The sequence below is a fragment of the Burkholderia plantarii genome (assembly GCF_001411805.1).
Classification (GTDB): Bacteria; Pseudomonadota; Gammaproteobacteria; order Burkholderiales; family Burkholderiaceae; genus Burkholderia; species Burkholderia plantarii.
On the sequence record NZ_CP007212.1, the window covers coordinates 1,478,316 to 1,502,410 of the forward strand.

Sequence of the window (24,095 nt, forward strand, 5' to 3'; positions counted from 1 at the left end):
GATGGACACGCTTGAACCGAAGGAACCCGAGGCCGCCGAGGCGGTGCCGCTGCACGATGTGCTGGACGTGCTGCCGCATCGCGACACGATGCTGCTGCTCGACGCGATCGTGCAATGCACGACGCTCGACATCGAGGCGCGCGCGCGCGTGCGCGCCGACGCCTGGTACGCGGATCGCGAAGGCGCGATGCCGGCCTGGATCGGCATCGAGCTGATGGCGCAGGCGATCGCCGCGCACGTCGGCCTGCTGGCGATGCGCGAGGGCGGCCGCGCGCGGCCGGGCGTGCTGCTCGGCACCAGCGGCTATCGCGCGCACCGTTTCGCGTTCGAGGCCGGCGCGACGTTGTCGGTTACCGCCCGCGAGCTGCTGCGCAGCGAGGCCGGGCACGGCGCCTACGACTGCGCGATCCATCTCGGCGGCGTGTGCTGCGCCGAGGCCGTCGTCAAGGTCTATCAGCCTGACGATTTTCAGACTTTCATCGAAGGGAGCCTTCAATCATGACCCGGCGAGTTCTCGTGACCGGCTCGAGCCGCGGCATCGGCCGCGCCGTCGCGCTGCGTCTGGCCGAAGACGGCTTTGCCGTGACCGTGCATTGCCGCGGCGGCGTGGCCGAAGCGCAGGCCGTGGTCGAGGCAATCACCGTGCAGGGCGGCACGGCCGGCCTGCTGCAGTTCGACGTGCGCGATCGAGCGGCGTGCCGCGAGCTGCTGGAGGCCGATGTGGCCGCGCACGGCGGCTACTATGGCATCGTCTGCAACGCGGGTGTGACGCGCGACGGCGCGTTCCCGGCACTGTCCGAGGACGACTGGGACGTCGTGATCGAAACCGGCCTCGACAGCTTCTACAACGTGGTTCACCCGCTGACCATGCCGATGGTGCGGCTGCGCAAGGGCGGCCGGATCGTGACCATCGCCTCGGTGTCGGGGGTGATGGGCAATCGAGGCCAGGTCAACTACAGCGCGGCCAAGGCAGGCCTGATCGGCGCCACCAAGGCGCTAGCCGTCGAGCTGGCGTCGCGCGGCGTGACCGTGAACTGCGTCGCGCCCGGCCTTGTCGATACCGGCATGCTCGACGACCTGCCGCTCGAACACGCGCTGAAGACGGTGCCGATGGGGCGCGTCGGGCGGCCCGAGGAAGTGGCCTCGGTGGTCGGCTTCCTGATGTCGGACGCCGCGTCCTATCTGACCCGGCAGGTGATCGGCGTGAACGGCGGGATGATCTGATGAAGCGAGTCGTGGTGACGGGCATGGGTGGCGTGACCGCGTTCGGCGAGACCTGGGCCGAGGTCGAGGCGCGCCTGCGGGCCGGCCGCAACGCGGTGCGCCGCATGGCCGAATGGGATCGTTTCGAGTCGCTGCACACGCGGCTCGCGTGTCCGCTGGCCGGATTCGCCGCGCCCGCGCACTATCCGCGCAAGAAGACGCGCTCAATGGGGCCGGTTGCGATGTACGCGGTCCGCGCGAGCGAGCTCGCGCTGGCCGACGCCGGCCTCGCCGAGGACGTGTCGATCAAGGACGGGCGCATGGGTGTCGCTTATGGGTCGTCGTCGGGTTCGGTCGAGCCGATCCGCGCGTTCGGCGCGATGCTCGAAACCGGCTCGATGCGCGACGTCACCTCGAACAGCTACGTGCAGATGATGCCGCACACCACGGCCGTCAATGTCAGCCTGTTCTGGGATCTCAAGGGCCGCGTGATTCCGACTTCGTCCGCCTGCGCGTCGAGCAGCCAGGCGATTGGCTATGCCTACGAGGCGATCGCGGCCGGCAAGCAGACGCTGATGCTCGCGGGCGGCGCCGAGGAACTGTCGGGCCCGGCGGTGGCCGTGTTCGACACGCTGTACGCCACCAGCACGCGCAATGACGCACCCGAGCTGACGCCACGCCCGTTCGACGCGGCGCGCGACGGGCTGGTGGTGGGCGAGGGCGCCGCCACGCTGGTGCTGGAGGAATACGGGCATGCGCGCGCGCGCGGCGCGACGATCCATGCCGAGGTGGTCGGCTTCGGCTGCAATTCCGACGGCGCGCACATCACGCAGCCGACCGCCGCCACCATGGCGGTGGCGATGCGCATGGCGCTGCAGGACGCGCGGCTCGATGCGGCCGCCATCGCCTATGTCAACGCACACGGCACTTCGACCGAGCGCGGCGACGTGGCGGAGAGCGAGGCCACTCACGATGTGTTCGGCGAACGCGTGCCGATCAGCTCGCTGAAGAGCTACGTCGGCCATACGCTCGGCGCCTGCGGTGCGCTTGAAGCGTGGTGGACCATCGAGATGATGAAGCGCAACTGGTACGCGCCGACGTTGAACCTGACCCGCGTCGATCCCGCCTGCGCGCCGCTTGACCATATCGTCGGCGCAGGGCGCGCGATCGACGCCGAGTACGTGGTCAGCAACAACTTCGCGTTTGGCGGCATCAACACGTCGCTGGTGTTCCGGCGCGCCGACGCCTGATGGTCACCGTCGACACCGTCAGCACGGGCTTGCGCGTGGTTGTCACCGGGCTCGGCATCGTGTCGTGCCTCGGCAATACACTCGACGCGGTGGCCGCCGCGCTGCGCGAGGGCCGCACCGGCCTCGCGCGCGTAGAGGCGTGGCGCGCGCGCGGCTTTCGCAGCCAAGTGGCCGGGGCCGCCGAGGTCCGGGCGGAGCCGCCGTTCGCGCGCAAGCACGAGCGCTTCATGGGTGACACGGCGCGCTTCGCCGCGCATGCGGCGCGCAAGGCGCTCGACGACGCCGGGCTCGACCCGCTGGCGCTGCGCTCGCCGCGCGCGGGCGCCATCATCGGCTCGGGCATCGGCTCGATCGGCGCCTACGACGAGGCGATGGAGATCGCCGGCGCGCGCGGCCTCGACCGCACGCCGCCCTACGTGGTGCCCAAGGCGATGAGCAGCACCGCGTCGGCCGGCGTGGTGCAGCTGTTCGGCATCGAAGGCGTGGCCTACACGCCGTCGTCGGCTTGCACCAGCTCGACGCTGGCGATCGGCCAGGCGCTGCAGCTGATTCGCGGCGGCCTGCAGGAGGTGGTGCTGGCAGGCGGCAGCGAGGCGCTGCATGACAACATGACGCTGATGTTCGACGCGATGGGGGCGCTCTCACGCGGCTTCAATGACACCCCCGCACTCGCCTCGCAGCCCTATGGCGCCGGCCGCGACGGCTTCGTGATCGCTTCGGGCGCCGGCATCGTCGTGCTCGAATCGCTCGACCATGCGCTCGCACGCGGCGCGCGCATCTACGCGGAGCTGAGCGGCTTCGGCCAGGGTACCGACCACGGCGGCATGGCGACGCCGCGCGCGGCCGGCATCGCGCGCGCGATTCGCGCCTCGCTCGACGACGCTACACGGGATCCCGACGGCCTGCCCGACTACATCAATACGCACGCGCCCTCGACGCCGCTCGGCGACCTCGAGGAGCTGAACGCGCTGTCAGCCGTGTTTGGCGCCGCGCTGCCGGCCTTTTCGTCCACCAAGGCGCTGACCGGGCATCCGCTCGGCGCGAGCGGCGTCCACGAGGCGATCTACACGCTGCTGATGATGCGCGACGGCTTCGTGGCCGGCAGCGCCACCCGCGGCGAGCTCGATGCCGCGCTCGACTGCGTGCCGCTCGTGCGCGAGACGCGCGCGGCGCGCATCGCGCGCGCGATGTCGGTGTCGTTCGGCTTCGGCGGCAGCTGCGCGAGCCTGCTGTTCGACGCCTGGCATGGCGCATGACAACGCATACCGATACCACACCACCGAGAACAGGAGAGAGGGAAGCATGATGAAGCATCAACGACATCTGGCAGGCATCCTGGCCGCGACCGCCATACTGGCGGGCTGCGGCACCGTCGTGCGTTCGCTGCCGCTGACGGGCGGTGCCACCACCGCCGACACGCGCGGCGTGACGCTGTACTTCGGCGCCCAGGCGCATCCGGGCGTGAAGAAGCAGATCGGCGTGCACGCTGAATCGGTGCGCCTCGCGCGCGGCACCGACGCCGAGCAGGAGGTTTGCAACAAGGCGCTCGACGAGGCGCTGGGCCGCCTGCGGGCCTACGCCGCCGAGCACGGCGGCAACGCCGTCATCAACGTGACGACGCGCTTCCACGAGACGCGTTCGGACTCGCAGACCAGCTTCACCTGCGGCGTGAGCGGCAGCGCCGGCGCGATCGCGGTGTCGGGCGACGTCGTGCTGCTCGATGCCCGATAACCGACCGCCCGGGGATGACCATGAAGAAATGCATGCTGTTTGTCACGGCCACCGTCGCGCTGCTCGCCGTCTCGCAGGCGCAGGCGCGCAACTCGGTGAGCACCTATCCGATCGACGACGCGCTGAAGACCGGCGCCGGCAAGGTTGGTGACGACGTCTCGCTGTACTTCGCCGGACAGCCGCATCCGGTCGTCGTGAAGCGGCAGGGAGAGTTTGCTACCAACAAGAAGACCAACGCGTTCGGCAAGTCCGATCTCGAGGCCTGCCAGCACGTCTTCCTGTCGGCCGTAATCGCGCTGCAGGAGCGCGCTCGCAAGGAAGGCGGCAATGCCGTCATCGACATCAAGAGCAACTACAAGAACGACCTGCGTGCGAGTGCGACCGAGTTCACCTGCGGTGCCGGCGCGATCATGGCCGGCGTGGCGCTGACCGGGGAAGTGGTGACGTTGAAGAAGTGATGCATCGCCCGCGCGCCGCGATCGTATCGCGGCGCGCGGGCAGCGTCAGGCGTGCTTTTGCGCGACCACGTTGACGAGCGTTTCGCGGCGCCTGCCCGGCTTCGGGTGGTGCAGGCCGAGCCGTTCGAACAGGCCGAAATCGGCGGCTCGGCTCCACCAGAGATACGGTAGCGAGACGTTGCGAGCGCCGAACGAGAAGCCCGCGTCGCGCAACATCGCGAGATAGCCGTCGGCGCTTTTTTGAACATGCATCGGATGGCGGAACAGGAGGCGGATCACCCACGATTTGATGTAGGCTTCCGTCGATTCCGCGAACAGCAGCAGGCCGCCCGGTTTCAGCACGCGGCGGAATTCGGCCAGCGCGCGTTCCTGATCGACGAGATGGTGGAAGGTCTGATGGCAGAACACCAGATCGACGCTGGCATCGCCGAGCGGCAGTTGCGCGCAATCGGCCTCGTGCAGGTCGACGGCCGTGCCGCAGCGGCTCGCCGCCTCGGCCGCGTGGTCGAGCGACTCGCGATGGAAATCGACGCCGACGATGCGGACTGGCATGAACGCGGCCGCCAGCAGTGCGAACGATTTGCCCTGGCCGCAGCCCGCGTCCAGGATCACCGGCGCGGCAGGCAGCGGGCCGGGCAGAAGCCGCTTGAGATCGTTGATCGCGACGCGCAGGACGTGATGCTCCCAGGTATGGGTTCGCAGGAACCAGATGCCAAAAGCGGTTTCAGGAACGTAGTTGGCGGCGTGCGTATGGAATGACGACATGGCCTCTCGTTGGTATGCGTTATGTGTCGGTTGGCCATTGTAAGTGGCATCACGGAATCGTGGCGTGAAGATTCATCGCCGCGAACCGCTTCGAAGAACAGGTTATGGACATGAGTCAAACAATATCGACGCAGGACACCGTGGACGTGGCGATCATCGGCGCGGGGCCGGCCGGCGCCGTGGCTGCGGCGCTGCTGCGCAAGGCCGGGCGCTCCGTGCTGGTGCTCGAGCGCCAGCAATTCCCGCGCTTTTCCATCGGCGAAAGCCTGCTGCCGCAGAGCATGGAGTATCTCGAGGAGGCCGGCATGCTGCAGGCCGTGGTCGAGGCCGGTTTCCAGTTCAAGAACGGCGCGTATTTCGTTCATCGTGACCGCGTGTCGTCGTTCGACTTTCGCGACAAGCTCACGCCGGGCTGGGGCACCACCTACCAGGTCGAGCGTGCCGTTTTCGACGACCTGCTGATCCGCTGCGCGGCCGCGCAGGGCGCCGAGGTGCGGTTCAGCCACACCGTGCGCGCGTTCACGCCGGGCGTTCGGCCGCGGCTCGACGTGCTTGACGAGGCGGGCCGCGACTACGTGGTGGAGGCCGGCTTCGTTCTCGACGCGAGCGGCTTCGGACGCGTACTGCCGCGCCTGCTCGACCTGGAGGCGCCCACCGGGATGCCGACGCGCGCGGCCATCTTCACGCACGTCGAGGATCGCCTGCCGGGCGGCTCGACCGATCGCAACAAGATCTGCGTAGCCGTGCATCCCGAGCGGCGGGACGTCTGGTACTGGATGATTCCGCTTGCGAACGGGCGTTCGTCGGTGGGCTGCGTGGCCGAGAGCGCGTTCCTCGACGTGCCGGAGGCGCAGCGCGAGGCGACGCTGCGCGAACTGCTGCGCACCGAGCCGACGCTCGCGCGGCTGGTGGGCGACAAGCCGTTCCTGATGCCGGTGCGCCATATCGGCGGGTATTCGGCCAACGTCGCGCAGCTGCACGGCGCCGGTTATGCGCTGCTCGGCAATGCCGGCGAGTTCCTCGATCCAGTGTTCTCGTCGGGCGTGACGATCGCGCTGCGTTCAGCGCATCTGGCCGTGAAGACGCTGGAGCGGCAGTGGCACGGCGAGGCGGTGGACTGGGCGCGTGACTATGGTGCCGCGTTGCGCAAAGGGGTCGATACGTTCCGGGCATTTGTCGAGCGCTGGTATTCGGGGGAACTGCAGGACGTGGTTTTTTATGAGGACAAGTCGCCCGAGTTGAAGCGGATGATCTGCTCGGTGCTGGCAGGGTATGCGTGGGACGAGACGAATCCGTTCGTGCGCGAGCCAGGGCGGCGGCTTGATGTGTTGGCGGAGCTGTGTCGGCTGGAGGTGGGTGGTGCTGCCGGCTCGGCTTCGGCTCGGGACGAGCGGCATTCGGGCGTGGTGGTTTGAACGGATGGTAGTGGCGTTGTTGTTTTGATTGGGTCAGGCGGGGCGCGTAAAACGCGTCCCGCCTGACCAGATTCGTTCATTCAGATGGTGGTGCGGCGTGAGCGTATATCGATTGGCAATTAGATTAATAATCGAGTGGGCTCGCGATTTTCGTGAGGCGTTCTTGGTGATTTTTCTGCATATCTCGGCGGATTGAGTCGCTCCGAATCGTCGTCTCGATTCGGACCAAACAAAGACTAGACGATCAGGATGACTGATTGAAATTTTCCCGATATCGCGACGCGAGAGCGAGGGGCTGCCGCGTGTGCCGAGATCGTCGTAGTGATTGGATGATCGCGGACAAGTATAGCGCGCTGGCCAGCGGCGCAACGGTCGCGATTGCGAGCGACACGTAGATGGATCTGATCGATCCGGCAGGAACGCTCGCCGCGCTAACGATCACGTAGCCCGCATGCAGTACCGCCTACGACGGTTCGCTCGTGCGCTTCACGTCCCCTAAAGCCGTCACAGCGCTAACGCTCTCGGCGGCCTCGGGCAGTGTCTCGCCGACCGCCACAGCGCTGTCTGCCGGCGCCGGCCACGGCTTCATCCGCCGCGGTGCGACCACGACGTGGTATTCACATTACTGAGGCGCGGCCCGTCAAGGCATCTCGAAGTTGGCGATGGCCTCTTCATCGCAGACGACGCTCGCGAGTTTCCGGTGCGCTTGGATGGTGTTCTCTGCGCTTGGATCTGCGCGCATCGACGGCGCCAAGGACGCGTAGTGGCGCATGAAGAGGCGCATCACGTGCGAAGTTCCCGCAGCGGTGACCGATCGCAGGTCGCCCTCGAAATAGTCTCCCTTAGCGTGCGCGCCGGTGATGATTTCGTAGGACGGGAAATACTCGACGTAGTCGTTCCCCTCACGGATCTCTTGCGCCGCGACGCGCAGTACCGCCTTGCTGTATGTCGTGGACGCCAGCACGTGGCGTGGCTCGAACGTTGCGACCAACGGCACCGGGGAAACCGTCAGAATCATCTTCGCCGATGGATTGATGAGGTGCAGCAGGTCAATAGTCTCCTGGAGATCTGCGACTACCTCGCGGGCCGTGAAATTGACGAACTCATAGCGTTCCGGGTCCGGGCTGCCGCCAGCAACGCCGGGCGTGAGCGGATAGACAGCGCCGTCATCCTTCGAGCGCCAGCACTCCGTGAGCCCCAGGGTGAATACGAGCACGTCCATCCGGGTAAGCATGGCGCGGACTGCAGCGAAATGCTCGTCGCGCGAGCGCTCCAATGAGCTCAGGTCGGCAAAGCCGTCGGGCTCGATCTGCGGCCGGAAGGGGTCCACGAGGCGCCCATCGTGGCGCTTCCAATGCTGTTCCGTTGGCACGAACGTTCCGCTGACCCGTTTGATTAGCTGCGTCAGCTGTCGGGCCGTGTAGACGTTTCCGTAGCGCGCGGAGAAGACGTCGAAGTTGCGAGCCCGTGCTGCTTGCGGGTCGAGCCCCGGCGGCGTTGCTTCGGTCACAAGATGATTGAAGCCGTTGTCACCCAAGGCGCGCGCAATGTGCTGGGCGAAGCAGCTTCCAGCGGTCGCGACCCTATGTTCCTTTTCGATGGTGAATCGGGGCGGCGACACTGGATCGACATCCTCCGCGGCCGGCTCTGCCACTGCACTTTTCCAGAAATGGAAGGCAGGAAGGCCGCGATACGGATTCCCGCCTGCGGAACGCTCGACCTGGCCGGCGGGCTCGGCCGCGTCTGCGTGAGCGGTCAGCCCAAGCAGGTGATCATATTCAGCGAGGCTAAAGTTCAGCGGCTCGATCGTGTGGCGCTCGAATTCCGCGTAACGGCGACAGAATCCTCGACAAACTGTCGAAGGCCGATCGTTCCGTAGGGTTCGTGCCTCTTGAACGCGTAGTCACCGTCGAGGCCAAGCTCTTTCCCGATCTCCGGATATATCGGCCAAATGGGCATCGCGCGAAGATCGTCTATAACATAGCGCGCCGGATTTTCGCTTTGAATCTCGATCCCGGCTTTTTTGAGAAGCTCCTTGGAGACGTCTGCAATGACCGAAATTGTGGGGTGATTGAGCGTATGCATGAAGCAACCCTGCGCGGTCCATTTCTCGAAATGCGGACCGAGCGGTAGACCGATCTCATCGGCTTCCTTGAGGAACGCTTTCTTTGCCGGTGCCCATGCATCGAGATAGCCGAGCCGCAAAAACGTGTCGCGGTTGAATGAGGCAACGATCTCGTCGACTGTCAAGCCGCGGAGATAGCCATGCAACGCGAGCGCCGAATTGTAATGCGACAGCGGAGTGGCAACCGTCCCGACCTTCCCATCGCCGAGGACGGCGCGGGCATACGTCATATCGGGATGGAAGCCGGTGAACGTGAAGCTCGGAAAATAATGCACTTTGTGCGCGTACTCCGCAGCTACGTGTGGCTCGAGCATCTTTTGCGTGAACAACAGATCATAGTCACGCTGAATAGTCAGAAAATCTGCAGTGCCATCCCACATCCTGGAGACGAAAAAATATTCGACATCCAGCGTCCCGTTCATTGCCCGAATGCATTTCGAAATACCTTCACCTTGGCAGTTTGAAACGACGGCGACTCTCATGTTGGATTCTCTTTTTTGTGGCATTGGGCTCAGTGCTTCGAGCGATCGACGATGAATTATACGGTGGACAAATGAGGAGGGTTCACGCCACAGCGCGCCGCATCAGTAGCGACGCGAGACCAGGCGCAGTGGGCCTGAATTGACCACAACATGCTTTCGGTATGCCGCCCTCGGGCGGCTTTTTCATTTCGGGGGATTGATCGCTGATACGCCAATCTACGACGGCGTCGAGCGCCGTCTGCGGGCAGGGGACCAGCGGTTCAAGCAGATCGAGGCGCGCATCGACGCGAGCGACGAGCAAGTGAGGGCGCACTTGTCGGAACAAGACAGGAAGATCGACGCGATTGTAATGACCCAGCCAAACCTGCACAGGTTAAGCGGCTAAAGCAAACGCCTCGGCCGGGGTCTTCATCTTCAGCGACTGATGCGCTCGCCGGTGGTTGTAAAACTGAATCCAGTCGGCGATGGCGCGGCTCGCATGCTGTAGCGATTCGAAGCGCTGCCGGTGTACGCATTGCTCCTTCAGCGTCCTGATCACTCGCTCCACCATGCCGTTTTGTTGCGGGCAATGCGGCGTGATGAACTCCTGCTTCAGGCCGTAATCGCGCACCAGCTTCGTGTACTTTTGGCTCGTGAAAACCAGGCCGTTGTCGCTCCTCAACAGGAATGGCGTCGATACTCGACCCAGCGTGCCGAACCGAGCAATCAACGCGTGCTCCAGCGCGCTGGCCGCGGTCGTCGCCTTTGCGCTTCGGGACAGGTGCCAGCCCAGCAACTCGCGCGTGTAGCAATCGATGACCAGGGCCAAGGTTGCCCAGCCGTCTCGCCCCGCCCAGATACGGCACATGTCGGTCGACCAGCGCGAGTTCGGTTTGAGCGCAACCGATGGCATCGATTGCACCCGTGGCCGAAAGCCAACTGGCCGCTTGCGCACTTGCCAGCCCATCAACTGGAACACGCGTTGCACCGTGTTCTTGTTGAAGCCCAGCAGGTGCGCCACTGTCCGATAGCCGAATGATGGCGACTCCTCGATCATGGCCTTGATCGGTTCCGAGAAACGCGCCTGCACGACGGGTTCTGCCTTGACTGGCCGGTAATACACGGTTCGGCGCGGCACATCGAACCACTTGCAGAGCTTGGAAATCGAAACGACAACGCCTTCTTCTTTCAGTCCCTGGTGGATCGTTTCGATCACTTCTCGTCCTCGCCCAGCAGGGACTGCAATTTTTTTCTGGCGCGCAACTCCAGCATGGCTTCGCCGTAGGCCTCCTGCAACTCCTTGATCTGCCGCTCGTACTGCTCCTTGACGTCCAGCGGATTGGCGCGAAGCGCGTTCTCCATGCCTCGCTTGCCGTCGTCCACCCAGTTCTCGACCTCGGAGGGCGACAGGTCATAGGTTCGGCTGGCTTCGGCAACCGTCGTCTTGCCCTGAATGATGTCCATCACCAGCGCGCTCTTGCGCTTGGCCGTCCATCGTTTGATGTCTTCGTCCATCTTCGTGCTCATCGTCTTTTTCATCCATTATGACTTGAGCAGGTTTTCACTGGGTCGGTACAGGTGGTGATTGTCGAGGCGTCCTTCGGTAGGGGCTCAACCTGCCTGCCCGCGGATTACGTGCCACGCGGGTCCCCAGCGCGCGCAGCGCCACGTGGCTGGTTCCATCACCACGCTGCGCTGGTATATCGCTGCCTACATCGCGCACCGACTCCAGCGATGTCCGTTTTGCTTTGCGGTCAATGCGGATTTATTGACATAGTAAGACTAACGTGGAGAGCAGGTCAGCTCTACCGGTGTTCGTCATGAAGACACGACGCTACTTTTTTACGTCGAAGCGCCCCTGGTGTCACTCCGCTCCAACGATGAAAAGCACGGGCAAATGACGCCTCGGATCCATATCCAACCTCGGCGGCAATCTGCGCAACCGAATTATTTGTTGTCTCCAGAAATTCGGCGGCTCGAATCATTCTTAAATAGGTGATAAATTCGCTCGGGGTCTGCCCGATGGCCTTGACAAATCGCTTGATGAAAGCAGACCTGGACAGGCCGGCCCTTTCCGCCAGTCTGGAGATGCTCCATTCGTATTCCGGATGCAGGTGAATATCCCCAAGCACCTTGGAAAGGAATGGATCTTTGAGAGCCAGGCGAGATTTTTCGCCGCGCCAGGCATTGTGATCAAGATAGTCTTTAATGAAAATGGTCAGAATAGTCTCGGCCAGCCTGGTTGCGACCGCCTGGCCTGTAAATCCCTGCATGCCATAGAATGCGATTTGACTGATGAGTTGCGCGATGAACAGTTGATGACGTGAAATAAAGCCCGGCAAACGTGCCAGCTTGGGCAAGCCTCTCAGCATTGCGCTGGGAAAACGCTTATCTATATACAACCGTAATGTGACAATCCGGGTCCTGCTGCCGCCCCCGCCGTAGTTGGTGTCACTTCTGAACAAGCCGGCAAGAAAGGCGTCTGCGCTTTCGGCGATTTTAGATTCATTCGACACCAATTTTTCCAGAGAAACCAGCGGTGATTCCATTGAGTCCGCCATTGCGTGCGAACATCGCTCTGGAACCAGTAGCGCATCACCGGTCGATAACCTCATCACTTCCGATTTGTCCATCGTATAGGCGACGCACTGTCCGCTCAGCACCATATAGACGATGACGGCATCGTGTTCGTGCGGAAGACTGCAACCCCATGGGGCGGTCAAATGCACCGACGCTTGTATCACCCCCGTCAAACGGATCATGCGAAGTATCTCGTCGGGCAGTGCTGCGGGTCGGTAGTTATCTGGATTGCCAACTATATCGTCTTTGTGAAACTCACTGCCCATGACGTGTCTCCGTGGGCCGATCACCATTATTCGCACGATTCGGGATGTGCGGCTCGGTCGGCACCTGTCTCCAAACATATGTGGCGCTAGTTTGCATTAGATCAGTGTGCCGGGGCAACGCTGCGTCGCGTGCTCGCATCTACGGGATGGATGTCGGCCCCGCGCCATCGGCAGCGACCAATCATGCAGGTTATTTGTCTGTTCGAAGGCGCCGCGACCGGCAGGTGTGAATTGGTAGGCCCGGCCCTACTGTGCTGCAAAGCAGCAGCTTCTGGAAACTTTCGATCAAGAAATAGATACGGACGGACGATGGTGGTCCACGTGTCACGGATCACAATGGACCTACAACGTAAACACCGTGCGCCGCCGGATCATACAGACACGAACCAATCGCCCCAGGAGACAAATCATGTGTACCCGCACATCCATATCTCGGCTCGAGAGCTAGGGCCGGCCGTTCCATTCGTATCGCATGCGCAAGCGTCCCGTCTTCCGGCGATGGATTTCGTTGATGAGGATCGCGAAACGCGTCATCCATTATTCATACATTAATACACGTTAACGCGAAATCTATGATCAAGCGTCCCCCTATCGATGGCTCCGCGATGGATTCGTTGGAATCCAGGATAAGACAGTTGGTGCGTCCGGACGACGGAGTCCTGCATTCCTCGATCTATTCCGATCCAGATGTCTATCAACTCGAGCTGACGCGTATTTTTGCGCGGTCGTGGCTCCTGCTCTGCCCGGAAAGTCAGATCCCTAAAGTGGGCGACTATTTCGTCAGTTTTATGGGCGAGGATCCCGTCATTGTGGTTCGGCAGCCAGATGGAAGCATTGCAGCCTTTCTGAATCAATGCCGGCACCGCGGAGGCGCCCTTTGCCGCGGCGAATCGGGTAATACGAAGAATTTCACCTGCACCTATCACGGCTGGACCTACGACACTGCCGGCACGCTCATTTCCATTCCGATGGAGGAACAGATTTATCGGCAGCCACTGGATAAAGGAAAGTGGAGTGCGCGGCGCGTGCCGAAGGTGGAGATCCACCATGGCTTGGTGTTTGGATGCTGGGATGCGCAAGCGCCTGGCTTTCGCGAATCGCTTGGCGACGCGGCGCACTATTTCGATCTGAACTTCGCGCGTACCAAAGGTGGAATGGAGGCCTACGGCGGCGTCTACAAATGGCGGGTGCGTGGCAACTGGAAGCTTGCCGCCGAACAGTTTGCCAGTGACTCGTTTCATTTCATGACCTCTCATTCGTCCGCGCTCACTGCGCTGACCCCCGAAGATGCGCCGTCATTCCCGTTTGTGCCTGGCCGCGCGTTCAGCAATCCTCTCGGTCACGGTGGCGGGATGTTGATAGGGCACGACATGGTTACCGCACTTGCATTCACCACCGGGACGCCCGAGTTCGGCAAGTACGTGCTCGAGAATGAACAGGTGCAGTCGATCCAGCGTTACGGCGAGACACTTGGATCCGCCTATCCGATCTTCGCTAATTTCTTCCCGTCGACCGGGTACCTGCATGGACATCGAACGTTGCGCTCATGGGTTCCGCGTGGCCCCAACGAGGTCGAGATCTGGGCATGGACGCTCATCGATCGAGACGCGCCTCAAGAAGTGCGGGCCGCCCGGAAAGCGATGACGGCGCGAACCTTCGGCCCTACCGGAATTTTTGAGCAAGATGACACCGCGAACTGGGTGGACGTCCAACGTCCGCTTTCCGGAGTAATGGCAAGGCGCACCCAACTCAACATACAGATGGGCGAGTCCGGGGAACTGCAGGGTTGGCCGGGCCAGACCGATATCGACTGTAGCGAAGCCGGTTCGCGGAATTTCTATCGGCGTTGGCTGGAACTGCTGACGACGCCGAATACCGTACTGGAGTCCAGTCCGGTTGACGACGAAGGTTGCACCAATGATTGTGGAGGCCACCGCCATGACTAGCCTGACCAAGGTCGTTCAACCTGGGCCGCAACTGCAGTGGGAAATCGAGCAGTTCATGTATCACGAGGCGCGGTTGCTTGACGAGCGTCGGTACGAAGAGTGGCTCGCGTTGCTGGCCGAAGATATCGTGTATGAGATGCCGCTACGCGTGGACCGGCTCCGGCGCGACGAAAAGAGGTTCAAGGTCGAAGACGAAATCAAGATCTTCGATGACAACCTGGAGAGCCTGAAGCTCCGCGTGCGACGCATCCGAAGCGGTACCGCTTGGTCGGAGGACCCGCGCTCGCGCTCGCGGCATTTCATCTCCAACGTTCAGATCGTTCCAGGCGAGCAGTCGAACGAAATCAAGGCGATTTGCGCATTCATGGTGTACGTCTCCCGAATGGATGAAGCGCCGTGTGTGTTCTCCGGGCAACGCCAGGACGTCTTGCGCAGATCGGACCAAGGCGAGTGGCAAATCACCGAGCGCTGGTTGATGAGCGATCAATCGGTGATGCCTTCCAACAATCTCACCATGTTTTTCTGAGGTTGCAATGTCAGACGGCGTAATTTGGATCAAGGCTTGTGATGCGTCGGCGATCGACTGCGACGACGTGTTGAAGATCGAATCTTCAGCAGGGCCCATCGCGATTTATCACCTCCAGGACGGGTTCTTTGCGACGCAGGACACATGCACGCACGCGGTTGCCTCGCTTGCGGATGGATTTGTGGAAGACGGAATGATCGAGTGTCCGTTGCACGCTGCCAAGTTCTGTATTCGTACAGGTAAGGCACGGTCGCTGCCGGCCAAAGATTCCCTGGTCACCTACGCGGTCAAGGTGCAGGAAGGTGATGTTCTGGTCGGGTTGCCAGTAGCGCAGGAGCTTTCCTCATGAAACCGCACTATGTGATCGTTGGAGCGAGCGCTGCCGGCGTCGGAGCGGCTTTCGCGCTCCGGCAGAACGGCTTCGATGGTGACGTGACGCTTGTCAGTGCTGAGCAGTGCTTGCCATATGAGCGGCCTGCCGTGTCGAAAGACCTCCTGCTTACCGGGCAGGCGCCATTGATCGTGCCAGAGGCAACTTACACCGAACAACGTATCGATCTGCGCTTGAATCGAAAGGTGGAGAAACTGGACGTCCGACGTAGCACCGTCGTCTTGGATGGCGGGAAGGAATTGCGTGCGGACAAGATACTTCTTGCAACTGGCGGTCGGGTGCGGCGCCTGCAGATTCCTGGGGGAGACCTCCATCAAGTTCACTATGTCCGCGATGCCGGCGATGCCGAGACTATCCGCGAAGGATTAAAGCCAGGCGCGCGCGTCACGGTCATAGGGGGCGGCCTCATTGGCGCGGAAGTCACTGCCTGCGCAATTCGCTGCGGCTGCGAGGTCGATTGGATAGAGTCCGGAGACCGCTGCCTCACTCGCGCCCTCTCGCATCCGCTTGACCAGGCAATCGCCAACATTCACCAGGAGCAGGGCGTACGAATCCACACCAAGGCATTGGTGACGCAAATGACAGGTGACCACCGGACCGTCGTGGTTGAGCTTTCCGATGGTCGCCGATTCGAGGCCGATATGGTGCTGGTCGGCGTTGGCATCGTGCCGGCCGTGGATCTGGCACACGCGGCAGGGGCGGTAGTCGACAACGGGATCGTGGTCGACGGATATGGAGCAACGTCATTAGCGAACGTTTATGCAGCGGGCGATGTGGCGCGTCACCAGACGCGATACATGAGTGGTCCAGGGCGCCTGGAGCACTGGCGGTATGCACATGACCACGGCGTGTCTACAGCGCGATCGATGCTAGGCCTCGGGAAACCGTACGACGAACTGCCATGGTTCTGGACGGATCAGTATGAGCATCACGTCGAAGGGTGTGGCCTATCGAGCGCCCGAGATGAAACGGTGATTCGAGGTGACCTGGCTAGCGGCCGCGCAACGGTTTTCTACGTTCGTGACGGCCGGCTTGCCGCTGCGTCTACGCTGAACCGACCGAACGACGTGCGTGCTGCGATGAGATTGATTGCGCGCGGCCTCTCGCCGAGTATCGACGCACTTCGCGATCCGGGCACGGATCTTCGCAAACTCGAAAAGGAATTGGCACATGAAGCCGCTTGAAGGCAATAGCGTGCTCGTCACCGGCGGCGCCTCCGGACTCGGACGAGCTATCGTCGACCGCTTTATTGCAGAAGGCGCATGCGTGACGGTGCTCGACCGCAATGCGGATGCGCTCGGCGCACTCGCCAGGGATCTCGGTGATCGCGTAGCGACGCATGCGGGAGACGTTCGCAGCCTAGCAGACAACTACAGGGCGGTCGAGCTGGCGACAGAGCGCTTCGGCGGGCTCGACACCTTCATTGGAAACGCCGGCATCTGGGACTACAGCGTCGCGTTGGTGGACCTCCCGGACGACGCCATTGATGCGGCTTTCGACGAAGTCTTCGCGGTCAATACGAAGGGACATCTGATGGGCATGAAGGCTGCAGCGCCGGCGCTTTTTCGCTCGCGTGGCAGTGCGATCTTGACGCTCAGCAACGCTGCGTTCTACCCCGGCGGGGGTGGTCCCCTGTACACCGCATCCAAGCACGCGTCAGTGGGCCTCGTTCGCCAGTTGGCCTATGAGCTGGCGCCGTACGTGCGCGTAAATGCCGTGGCGCCGGGCGCGATCGCGTCCGACTTGCGCGGCCCGCGCGCACTCGGTCAAGCAGACCAGTCCATTCGCACCCTGCCGATGGATGAATATGCTCGATCCGGGACGCCGCTAGCGCGTTTACCCGGCACGGACGAATACACCGGAGCATACGTGTTACTGGCCTCCCGGCATGACGGTGCCCCGATCACGGGCGCCATCATTCAGGCCGATGGCGGGCTCGGTGTGCGCGGCTTGAGTTCGGTAGCGGGCGGGCGCGGCCTGCCCGCGCGCTTCGGCAACTAATTGAAGAACATCAAACTTGGAGATATTCGATGTCGCTAATTCGCGCGTTGGGCTATGTCGGTTTCACTGCGTCTAGACTGGATACATGGCGTCATTTCGCTACGGAAGTGTTGGGTCTTCAACTCGGCGAGGCACTCGAGGACGGTTCGCTCGTGCTGAGAGCCGACTCCTATAAGCGGCGAGTGTTCCTCCATCGCGGCGACGATGATGATCTTCGCTATACCGGATGGGAAACCTCTAACGCGGACACCCTGGAGGATGTTCGCGCCCGGTTGCAAGCGCAGGGCGTGGCGTTTTGGGAAGGGGGGGCGGAACTGGCGAAGGAGCGCGCAGTCTTGGAACTGATTCAGTTTCGGGACGCAGATGGAAACGCCGTAGAAGTATTTTATGGCGCTACCGAGGTCAATCACGATCCGTTTCGCTCGCCGGTCGGGGGCGGTTCCTTCGTCACGGGTCCGCAAGGTCTCGGGCATGTCGTCTACGCTGCATCCGATTACGAGGCGCAAGTCCAGTTTTACCGCGAAAAACTGGATTTCAAGATCAGCGACTACAACGACCTCCACGTCCCTGGCTTGCCACACGCCGGGCATCTGACCTTCTTTCACGTCAATCGGCGCCATCACTCCCTGGCGCTTGGAAACTTCCCGGTCGGTCGACGCTTCAACCATTTGATGCTCGAAGTCGCCAACCTGGACGACGTTGGCCTGGCTTACGAGCGGGCTAAAAAAGCCGGCGCGCACATTCTGCTGGACCTCGGCAGCCATACCAACGATCGCGTTTTTTCTTTCTACGTACTCACGCCGTCCGGCTGGGCGGTCGAGATAGGGTGGGGTGGCGTGCGTATCGATGACGAAATCTGGCATGTCACGCATCATCCGAAGCCGAGTATCTGGGGACACACGTTCAATCCGCCGCCCCGCCCGCGAACGGATGATGCACAACCGTCTGTTTCCTCCACCTGAGCGCGAACGCTAAATGAAATCACCTCGATTCACTGCAGAGAGCACGTCCCGTACCACGCGGGTGCTGGACATGACTATTCACTATCACGAAGCCGGAACTGGCGAAGATGTCGTCGTCTTGCTGCACGGCGGTGGCCCGGGTGCCTCCGCGTGGAGCAACTTCCGGGAAAACCTGCCGACGCTCGCCGCCCGCTTTCGTGTCCTCGCCATCGACATGCCGCATTTCGGCAAATCGGATAAGCCGGCCGACGGCTTCCTGGATACCGGGTGGTACGCCGAGGTGCTAGCCGCCGTGCTGGACAAGCTCGACATCAAAAAAGCACATTTCGTCGGTAACTCGATGGGGGGCACCATCGCACTCGAGCTCGCCTTGGCGCGACCGGAATCGGTCGATCGAATGGTGTTGATGGGGACGGCAGGCTCCCTGGCGATGTTCTCGCCTTTGCCCACCGAAGGCGCCAAGCATTTGGTCAATTACTACCAGGGAACAGGGCCCAGCAGAGACAAGCTCGAGGCATTCATCCGCTCGATGATTTTCGATCAGTCGCGCATTACGCCCGAATTCATCGACAGCCGGTACGAAGCCAGCATTGCGCCGGAACTGATGATCCATCGCGAGATCCGCACCGAGCGCATGTTTTCCCTCTGGCGCCGGGTCGAACAAGTCCAGCAGAAGACGTTGCTCGTGTATGGACGCGACGACCGCGTCGTGCCGTGGGATACCAGCTTATTGCTCCTGCGCCTGATGCCCAACGCCGATTTGCACGTCTTTTCGCGCAGTGGCCACTGGACCCAGTGGGAGCGCGCAGCTGAATTCAACAGCGTCGTAGAAAACTTCCTGACCGGCCCGTCTACCTGAGGTAGCGCCGCGCGGTTGTCTCCCTTCGGCGTATCTTATTCCAGATAATTATGGATAACGAACAAATTAATAATGCTGCGCGTCACCTTCGCGAAGCCTACCGCAACGGACCGATAGCGCCGCTGCGTGAAGTATTGGCAGTAGACGATGTGGATGGGGCTTATGCCATTCAGTCAATCAATACTGGATACTGGCTTGCACAAGGCCGAAGGCTCGTTGGCCGAAAAATCGGTCTGACCTCACCGGCAGTGCGGCGACAGTTGGGCGTCGATCAACCCGACTTCGGCGCGCTCTTCGCCGATATGCAAATCGACGACGGCGGCTGTGTCTCGCAGGCTTCGCTCTTACAAGGCAAAGTCGAAGCCGAGGTCGCCCTGGTCATGAATCGCGATCTCGACAATCCCGATGCGGGTTTCCTCGATGTCCTGGCTGCCACTGCCTACGCATTGCCGGCGCTTGAAATCGTGGATTCGCGGATCGCCGATTGGAAGATCAGCTTTGCCGACACGGTTGCCGACAACGCGTCCTCGGCATATTTCGTGCTGGGTCGCGTTCCACATTCTCTTGCCGGACTTGATCTGCGCAATTGCGGCATGGTGCTCGAACTGAACGGCGAGGTCGCGTCGGTAGGTGCCGGTGCGGCTTGCCTGGGCCACCCGCTGCAGGCCGCCGCCTGGCTGGCCGCCACCTTGTCCCGCCGCGGCGACCCATTGCGTGAGGGAGATATCGTCCTGACCGGTGCTCTCGGACCGATGGCGACCCTGCTTCCCGGAAGCAGGGTGCATGCCGTCATTGGGGGGCTTGGTAGTGTTGGTTTTACCGTCTCGGGAGCTTCCCTCGAATGAAATCCCCTTCACTTAAAGTCAAGGCTGCAATCATCGGGTCCGGCAACATCGGCACGGATTTGATGATCAAGTTACTGCGGTACGGGCGAAATATCGAAGCTGCGGCGATGGTCGGGATCGATGCCGATTCGGAAGGGCTCGCGCGCGCCGCCCGGCTGAACCTGGCAACCACGCATGATGGCGTTGATGGTTTAACTCGGCTGCCAGTGTTTCGCGACATCGATATCGTTTTTGACGCCACGTCGGCAGGTGCGCATGTCAGGAACGATGCACTGCTTCGCCAGTTAAAGCCCGGTATTCGCATGATAGATCTGACACCGGCAGCAATTGGCCCATATTGCGTTCCGGTAGTCAATGGCGACGAGCATTTGGATGCCGCGAACGTCAACATGGTCACCTGTGGCGGCCAGGCCACCATCCCGATGGTCGCTGCCGTCTCGCGAGTGACGGACGTACATTATGCGGAAATTGTTGCCTCGATCTCCAGCAAGAGCGCCGGTCCAGGTACGCGCGCCAATATCGACGAGTTTACCGAGACGACGTCAAAGGCAATCGAGGTGATTGGCGGTGCCGCAGCAGGGAAAGCAATCATCGTCCTGAATCCTGCCGATCCGCCGCTGATTATGCGCGATACGGTTTATACGCTCAGCGAATTCGCCGACGAGGATGTGATCGCGGCGTCGATCCAACGCATGGTCGATGCGGTTCAAAGCTACGTGCCGGGCTATCGCCTGAAGCAGCGAGTCCAGTTCGATCGGATCGAACCGAATAAGGCAATCCGGATTCCCGGTGTTGATCAGAAAGCGTTCGGACTCAAGACTTCCATATTTCTTGAGGTGGAAGGTGCCGCACACTATCTGCCTGCCTTCGCCGGCAACCTCGACATCATGACAAGCGCTGCATTGCGCACGGCGGAGCGTATGGCGGAGCGCATTCTGGTCACGCGGCTGGCGTAAGGACATATCATGGATAAGAAGATCTACATTTCCGACGTGACGCTGCGTGACGGGAGTCATGCAATCGGTCATCAATACAGCATTGAACACGCCAAGGCCATTGCTAAAGCGCTCGACGACGCCAGGGTCGATTCGATTGAAGTCGCGCATGGCGACGGGTTGCGAGGAAGCAGCTTCAATTATGGCTTTGGCGCGCACACCGACCTGGAGTGGATCGAGGCGGTTGCGAGTGTAGTGAAGCACGCCAGGATCGCGACGCTGTTGTTGCCGGGCATCGGAACCGTGCATGATTTGAAAGCCGCCTACGAAGCCGGCGCACGTATCGTTCGTGTTGCGACGCATTGCACCGAAGCCGATATCTCGAGGCAGCATATCGAATATGCACGCAAGCTTGGCATGGACACCGTCGGGTTTCTGATGATGAGTCACATGACTACGCCGCAAGCACTCGCTCAACAGGCGAAGCTCATGGAAGGCTACGGAGCGAACTGCTGCTACGTTGTCGATTCCGGTGGTGCCTTGAGTATGGACGACGTTCGTGATCGCTTCCGTGCATTGAAGGCCGTACTGCGGCCCGAGACGGAAACAGGAATCCATGCACATCACAACCTCAGCCTCGGCGTGGCCAACAGCATCGTCGCGGTTCAAGAGGGGTGTGACCGCGTCGATGCCAGTCTGGCTGGCATGGGCGCTGGCGCCGGTAATGCACCACTGGAAGTTTTCATTGCTGCAATCAGCCGCTTGCACTGGAATCACGGCACCGATCTCTATCGGCTCATGGATGCCGCCGACGACATAGTGCGGCCGCTGCAGGATCGCCCGGTGCGTGTGGACCGCGAAACCCTTGCGCTAGGTTATGCCGGTGTTTATAGCAGTTTCCTTCGTCATAGCGAGGCCGCGGCAAGGAAATATGGCCTGAAAACCGTCGACATTCTTGTTGAACTTGGCAAGCGCAGGATGGTGGGCGGTCAGGAAGACATGATCGTGGACGTGGCGCTGGATCTGCAAAAAAATAGATAACGCTTGCAGTACCCGCACCCCCAGCGGAGGAGACGATAGGTAGTACTGAAAGACGGCGATCGCAAAGACTGCCGCTAAAAACACGATGGAGGAGATTATGAGGACAGGAATTGCTGTCGCGGCAGCCCTGAGCTTGGCTGCTGCGCGGCCGGCGTGCGCGCTTGAGGGTGGGCAATCCGTGGGCGATGCGGCATTCGGTATTGACGGGCAAAGCTATTTTGCTTTACCTCCACCTGGCGGGCTATGGTGGATAAATTACCTCGGTGCCAATAATTCGAATCAGATTGTCGATAATCATGGTAACAACGCATTGCCCGGCGCGAAAGTTTCCACGCAATTCAATACGTTCCGGATCAGTTGGATGCCTGGCTTGAAGCTGTTTGGGGCGGATTGGGCAGCTTTCGAGGTCTTTCCGACATACGTTCACAGCGAATTTCGATACAAAGGACAGACGACACGTGTTAGCGGCTGGGGGGATCTCGCCATTGATCCGTTCGGACTTGCCTGGAAACTGGCAAACGGTACGGTGGGGTTTTCAACGACGTTCGCCGTGCCGACTGCCTCTTATGACCCTACCCGGAGCGTCAATCTCGGTAGAAATTACGCAACGTGGATGCCGCAAATATTTTTCACCCACTACCTCGAGGGTAACAAGGGGGATTTTTCTGCTCATTTTGAATACGAATATCATTTTACAAACAACAGAGGTCAATTCAGTGCCGTCAACCCGACCGGGGCAAGTTATAAATCCGGGCAGGTCATCCACGCAGAAATTGCCTATAGTCGCTATTTGACGCAACGGTGGGCATTGGCCGGCTCCGTCATGGCCAGCCATCAATTTACCAACGATCAGATTGGCGACGTCGCGTCCAATGACATTTTGCAGCGGGTGCTTGACGGCAACCGCTACCAAAACGTGGCCGCAGGGTTGTCCATTCGTTACCTGGTTGCAGGAGTGGCTCCCGTGACGCTTACCTACGACCGAGATTTGTACTCGCGCAACAAAGCGAAAGGTCAAACGCTCGTATTGAAGGGAGTCATTCCGCTGCTGGGTTTTTGACCGGTTCCGCTTTGCGGTGTCGCGCAACTGAGATCGCAGGCGTCGCCATACGGGGGCGTCGCACTGCATGACCGGACACGCGGTCACGCTTAGATTGGAGCATTTGCCTGTTGGCAAAACTCGCGCGGCGAGCAGTATTTCAAGGCGCTGTGCGGATGCGACTCGTTGTAGTGGTCGAACGCGATGGCCAGGTTCTGCCGCGCCGTTCGGGCGTTGGGCTTGGGCATCCACGAAACGTAATCGCGCTTCATCGTTTTGACGAAGCTCTTGGCTATCCGATTGCTCTGCAGACTTCTGGCGGGTGTCGTGATCGGCCTCAGGCCCGTCGTCGCAGCGGAATTCGAAACCGTCTGAGCACCAGCGCACGTTGCTTCTGTCCACCGCGACCTTGCCATCGTGCCGACGCGTCGATGGGGCGTGACGAGCTCGGCGTTCGAGCAGCAGCCCGTGGCGACGCATGACGCGGTACACCCGCGTCGCATTGACGCGAGGTTGACCCAGCGCGTCCCGGCTTCGCCTCAGCAACGCCCATGCGCGCCGGTAGCCGTACGTGGGCAGGTCGGCAACCAGCTCTCGCAGCTCGGTGACGAGCGGCATGTCATCCAGAACTGGCGTCTTGCGCCGGTCGACGGTAGTCCCAAGAATTAACGGGTATTCAAGGTAGATGCTAGCAGCAGGATCGACAGGAAATTTTGCCTGAAGACGTCCAGATTCACGGAAAGCCAGATCATCGGGAATTTGAAACAGGCCGAAGCCGGAACACCCGCGCCGGAGTTGTGCCACGAGCACGGGATGAGCAGCGCGAGCTTCTACAAATGGCGCTCGAAATACGGCGGCATGGACGCGGCGCTGATGACCCGGATGAAGGAGCTTGAAGCGGAGAACGCGAGGCTCAAGAAGATGTACGCCGAAGAACGAATCAAGGCCGAAGTGGTGCGTGAGGCGCTCGAAAAAAAGTGGTGAGGCCATCTCGTCGGCGCGAGATGGCCATGCGTGCTGTCAAGGATCGGGCGATGAGCGTACGGGCGGCCTGTGAGGCGTTTGGCTGAGCGAGACCTGCTACCGCTACCAGGCAAAGCGCTGCCCAGAAAACGGGGTGATCGCCGAGTGGCTTGTGAAGCTCACGCATAACCAGCGCAGCTGGGGTTTTGGCCTATGCTTCCTGTCCCTGCGCAACGTGAAGGGCTTCGTCTGGAATCACAAACGCGTTTATCGCATCTATCGCGAACTGGAACTGAATCTGCGGATCAAGCGGCTGCGCAGAACAACTCATCT

Annotated in this window: 24 protein-coding genes and 2 pseudogenes; 19 read left to right on the plus strand and 7 right to left on the minus strand. The window is 61.3% G+C overall.

The genetic code is table 11. The features are described from left to right. Position 1 precedes the first annotated feature (1 nt). From bpln_RS06395 to bpln_RS06420, 6 genes are read left to right on the plus strand one after another with little or no spacing between them, the layout of a single operon-like run. Positions 2-502: a hotdog family protein gene (locus bpln_RS06395; RefSeq protein WP_055138351.1), complete on the plus strand. Its 501-nt coding sequence runs from the start codon at positions 2-4 to the stop codon at positions 500-502. After that, entirely contained in the window at positions 499-1,224 is a 726-nt protein-coding gene (locus bpln_RS06400; protein ID WP_042624482.1) for a 3-ketoacyl-ACP reductase FabG2, read from the plus strand. Before bpln_RS06395 ends, bpln_RS06400 begins: the two co-directional genes overlap by 4 nt. Next, entirely contained in the window at positions 1,224-2,453 is a 1,230-nt protein-coding gene (locus tag bpln_RS06405) for a beta-ketoacyl-ACP synthase (protein ID WP_055138352.1), read from the plus strand. The genes bpln_RS06400 and bpln_RS06405 overlap by 1 nt, the downstream gene beginning before the upstream one ends. Next, positions 2,453-3,709: a beta-ketoacyl synthase N-terminal-like domain-containing protein gene (locus tag bpln_RS06410; protein ID WP_042624484.1), complete on the plus strand. Its 1,257-nt coding sequence runs from the start codon at positions 2,453-2,455 to the stop codon at positions 3,707-3,709. The genes bpln_RS06405 and bpln_RS06410 overlap by 1 nt, the downstream gene beginning before the upstream one ends. A 49-nt stretch (positions 3,710-3,758) precedes the next feature. Beyond that, positions 3,759-4,184, plus strand: a complete 426-nt coding sequence (locus bpln_RS06415; protein ID WP_042626492.1) for a signal peptidase — start codon at positions 3,759-3,761, stop codon at positions 4,182-4,184. A gap of 20 nt (positions 4,185-4,204) precedes the next feature. Further along, positions 4,205-4,642 (plus strand): hypothetical protein, encoded by a 438-nt coding sequence (locus tag bpln_RS06420; RefSeq protein ID WP_055139464.1) that lies wholly within the window; start codon positions 4,205-4,207, stop codon positions 4,640-4,642. A gap of 45 nt (positions 4,643-4,687) precedes the next feature. Here bpln_RS06420 and bpln_RS06425 read toward each other — a convergent pair whose 3' ends face one another. Next, complete coding sequence (locus tag bpln_RS06425) at positions 4,688-5,407, minus strand: class I SAM-dependent methyltransferase (protein WP_042624485.1); 720 nt, start codon at positions 5,405-5,407, stop codon at positions 4,688-4,690. A 110-nt stretch (positions 5,408-5,517) separates the two neighbouring features. On the opposite strand from bpln_RS06425, the gene bpln_RS06430 reads away from it, so the two are divergent. Next, positions 5,518-6,822 carry an NAD(P)/FAD-dependent oxidoreductase gene (locus tag bpln_RS06430; protein ID WP_055139465.1) on the plus strand — a complete coding sequence of 435 codons (1,305 nt, stop codon included), beginning with the start codon at positions 5,518-5,520 and terminating at the stop codon, positions 6,820-6,822. A 640-nt stretch (positions 6,823-7,462) separates the two neighbouring features. Here bpln_RS06430 and bpln_RS06435 read toward each other — a convergent pair. The 5 genes from bpln_RS06435 to bpln_RS33625 form a co-directional block, all read right to left on the minus strand. Continuing rightward, complete coding sequence (locus bpln_RS06435; protein ID WP_208459491.1) at positions 7,463-8,476, minus strand: GSCFA domain-containing protein; 1,014 nt, start codon at positions 8,474-8,476, stop codon at positions 7,463-7,465. 140 nt (positions 8,477-8,616) lie between these two features. Next, the gene (locus bpln_RS06440; protein ID WP_055138354.1) at positions 8,617-9,369 is read right to left on the minus strand and encodes a WcbI family polysaccharide biosynthesis putative acetyltransferase; all 753 of its coding nucleotides are present in this window, start codon (positions 9,367-9,369) and stop codon (positions 8,617-8,619) included. 433 nt (positions 9,370-9,802) lie between these two features. Continuing rightward, positions 9,803-10,624 carry an IS3 family transposase gene (locus tag bpln_RS06450; protein WP_042627473.1) on the minus strand — a complete coding sequence of 274 codons (822 nt, stop codon included), beginning with the start codon at positions 10,622-10,624 and terminating at the stop codon, positions 9,803-9,805. After that, positions 10,621-10,935, minus strand: a complete 315-nt coding sequence (locus tag bpln_RS06455) for a DUF1153 domain-containing protein (RefSeq protein WP_047837792.1) — start codon at positions 10,933-10,935, stop codon at positions 10,621-10,623. The genes bpln_RS06450 and bpln_RS06455 overlap by 4 nt, the downstream gene beginning before the upstream one ends. A gap of 278 nt (positions 10,936-11,213) precedes the next feature. Next, positions 11,214-12,254, minus strand: coding sequence for an AraC family transcriptional regulator (locus tag bpln_RS33625; RefSeq protein ID WP_158512004.1), 1,041 nt, complete (start codon positions 12,252-12,254; stop codon positions 11,214-11,216). Between the two features lie 572 nt (positions 12,255-12,826). Between bpln_RS33625 and bpln_RS33630 the strand changes: the two genes are divergently transcribed. From bpln_RS33630 to bpln_RS33645, 11 genes are all read left to right on the plus strand, one after another. Then, entirely contained in the window at positions 12,827-14,200 is a 1,374-nt protein-coding gene (locus bpln_RS33630) for an aromatic ring-hydroxylating dioxygenase subunit alpha (RefSeq protein WP_082465198.1), read from the plus strand. Then, positions 14,193-14,726, plus strand: coding sequence for an aromatic-ring-hydroxylating dioxygenase subunit beta (locus tag bpln_RS06465; protein ID WP_158512005.1), 534 nt, complete (start codon positions 14,193-14,195; stop codon positions 14,724-14,726). The genes bpln_RS33630 and bpln_RS06465 overlap by 8 nt, the downstream gene beginning before the upstream one ends. Positions 14,727-14,733: 7 nt before the next feature. Continuing rightward, complete coding sequence (locus tag bpln_RS06470) at positions 14,734-15,075, plus strand: bifunctional 3-phenylpropionate/cinnamic acid dioxygenase ferredoxin subunit (protein WP_055138358.1); 342 nt, start codon at positions 14,734-14,736, stop codon at positions 15,073-15,075. Continuing rightward, entirely contained in the window at positions 15,072-16,301 is a 1,230-nt protein-coding gene (locus tag bpln_RS33635; RefSeq protein ID WP_082465199.1) for an NAD(P)/FAD-dependent oxidoreductase, read from the plus strand. The genes bpln_RS06470 and bpln_RS33635 overlap by 4 nt, the downstream gene beginning before the upstream one ends. Further along, positions 16,288-17,118 carry a 3-(cis-5,6-dihydroxycyclohexa-1,3-dien-1-yl)propanoate dehydrogenase gene (gene hcaB, locus bpln_RS06475; protein ID WP_055138359.1) on the plus strand — a complete coding sequence of 277 codons (831 nt, stop codon included), beginning with the start codon at positions 16,288-16,290 and terminating at the stop codon, positions 17,116-17,118. Before bpln_RS33635 ends, hcaB begins: the two co-directional genes overlap by 14 nt. A gap of 29 nt (positions 17,119-17,147) precedes the next feature. Continuing rightward, positions 17,148-18,080 carry a VOC family protein gene (locus bpln_RS33640; RefSeq protein ID WP_082465200.1) on the plus strand — a complete coding sequence of 311 codons (933 nt, stop codon included), beginning with the start codon at positions 17,148-17,150 and terminating at the stop codon, positions 18,078-18,080. A 70-nt stretch (positions 18,081-18,150) separates the two neighbouring features. Next, the gene (locus tag bpln_RS06485) at positions 18,151-18,939 is read left to right on the plus strand and encodes an alpha/beta fold hydrolase (protein ID WP_082465324.1); all 789 of its coding nucleotides are present in this window, start codon (positions 18,151-18,153) and stop codon (positions 18,937-18,939) included. Between the two features lie 50 nt (positions 18,940-18,989). Continuing rightward, the gene (locus bpln_RS06490) at positions 18,990-19,784 is read left to right on the plus strand and encodes a 2-keto-4-pentenoate hydratase (protein WP_055138362.1); all 795 of its coding nucleotides are present in this window, start codon (positions 18,990-18,992) and stop codon (positions 19,782-19,784) included. Further along, positions 19,781-20,740, plus strand: a complete 960-nt coding sequence (locus bpln_RS06495) for an acetaldehyde dehydrogenase (acetylating) (protein WP_055138363.1) — start codon at positions 19,781-19,783, stop codon at positions 20,738-20,740. Before bpln_RS06490 ends, bpln_RS06495 begins: the two co-directional genes overlap by 4 nt. A gap of 9 nt (positions 20,741-20,749) precedes the next feature. After that, positions 20,750-21,760, plus strand: a complete 1,011-nt coding sequence (gene dmpG / locus bpln_RS06500; RefSeq protein WP_055138364.1) for a 4-hydroxy-2-oxovalerate aldolase — start codon at positions 20,750-20,752, stop codon at positions 21,758-21,760. Between the two features lie 97 nt (positions 21,761-21,857). Beyond that, positions 21,858-22,820: a SphA family protein gene (locus tag bpln_RS33645; RefSeq protein WP_209444929.1), complete on the plus strand. Its 963-nt coding sequence runs from the start codon at positions 21,858-21,860 to the stop codon at positions 22,818-22,820. 89 nt (positions 22,821-22,909) lie between these two features. Here the strand turns inward: bpln_RS33645 and bpln_RS37605 are convergent. After that, positions 22,910-23,447 (minus strand): annotated as a pseudogene (locus bpln_RS37605) (integrase core domain-containing protein); the annotation flags it as partial. Between the two features lie 69 nt (positions 23,448-23,516). On the opposite strand from bpln_RS37605, the pseudogene bpln_RS33660 reads away from it, so the two are divergent. Further along, positions 23,517-24,084 (plus strand): annotated as a pseudogene (locus bpln_RS33660) (transposase); the annotation flags it as partial. Between the last annotated feature and the right edge of the window lie 11 nt (positions 24,085-24,095).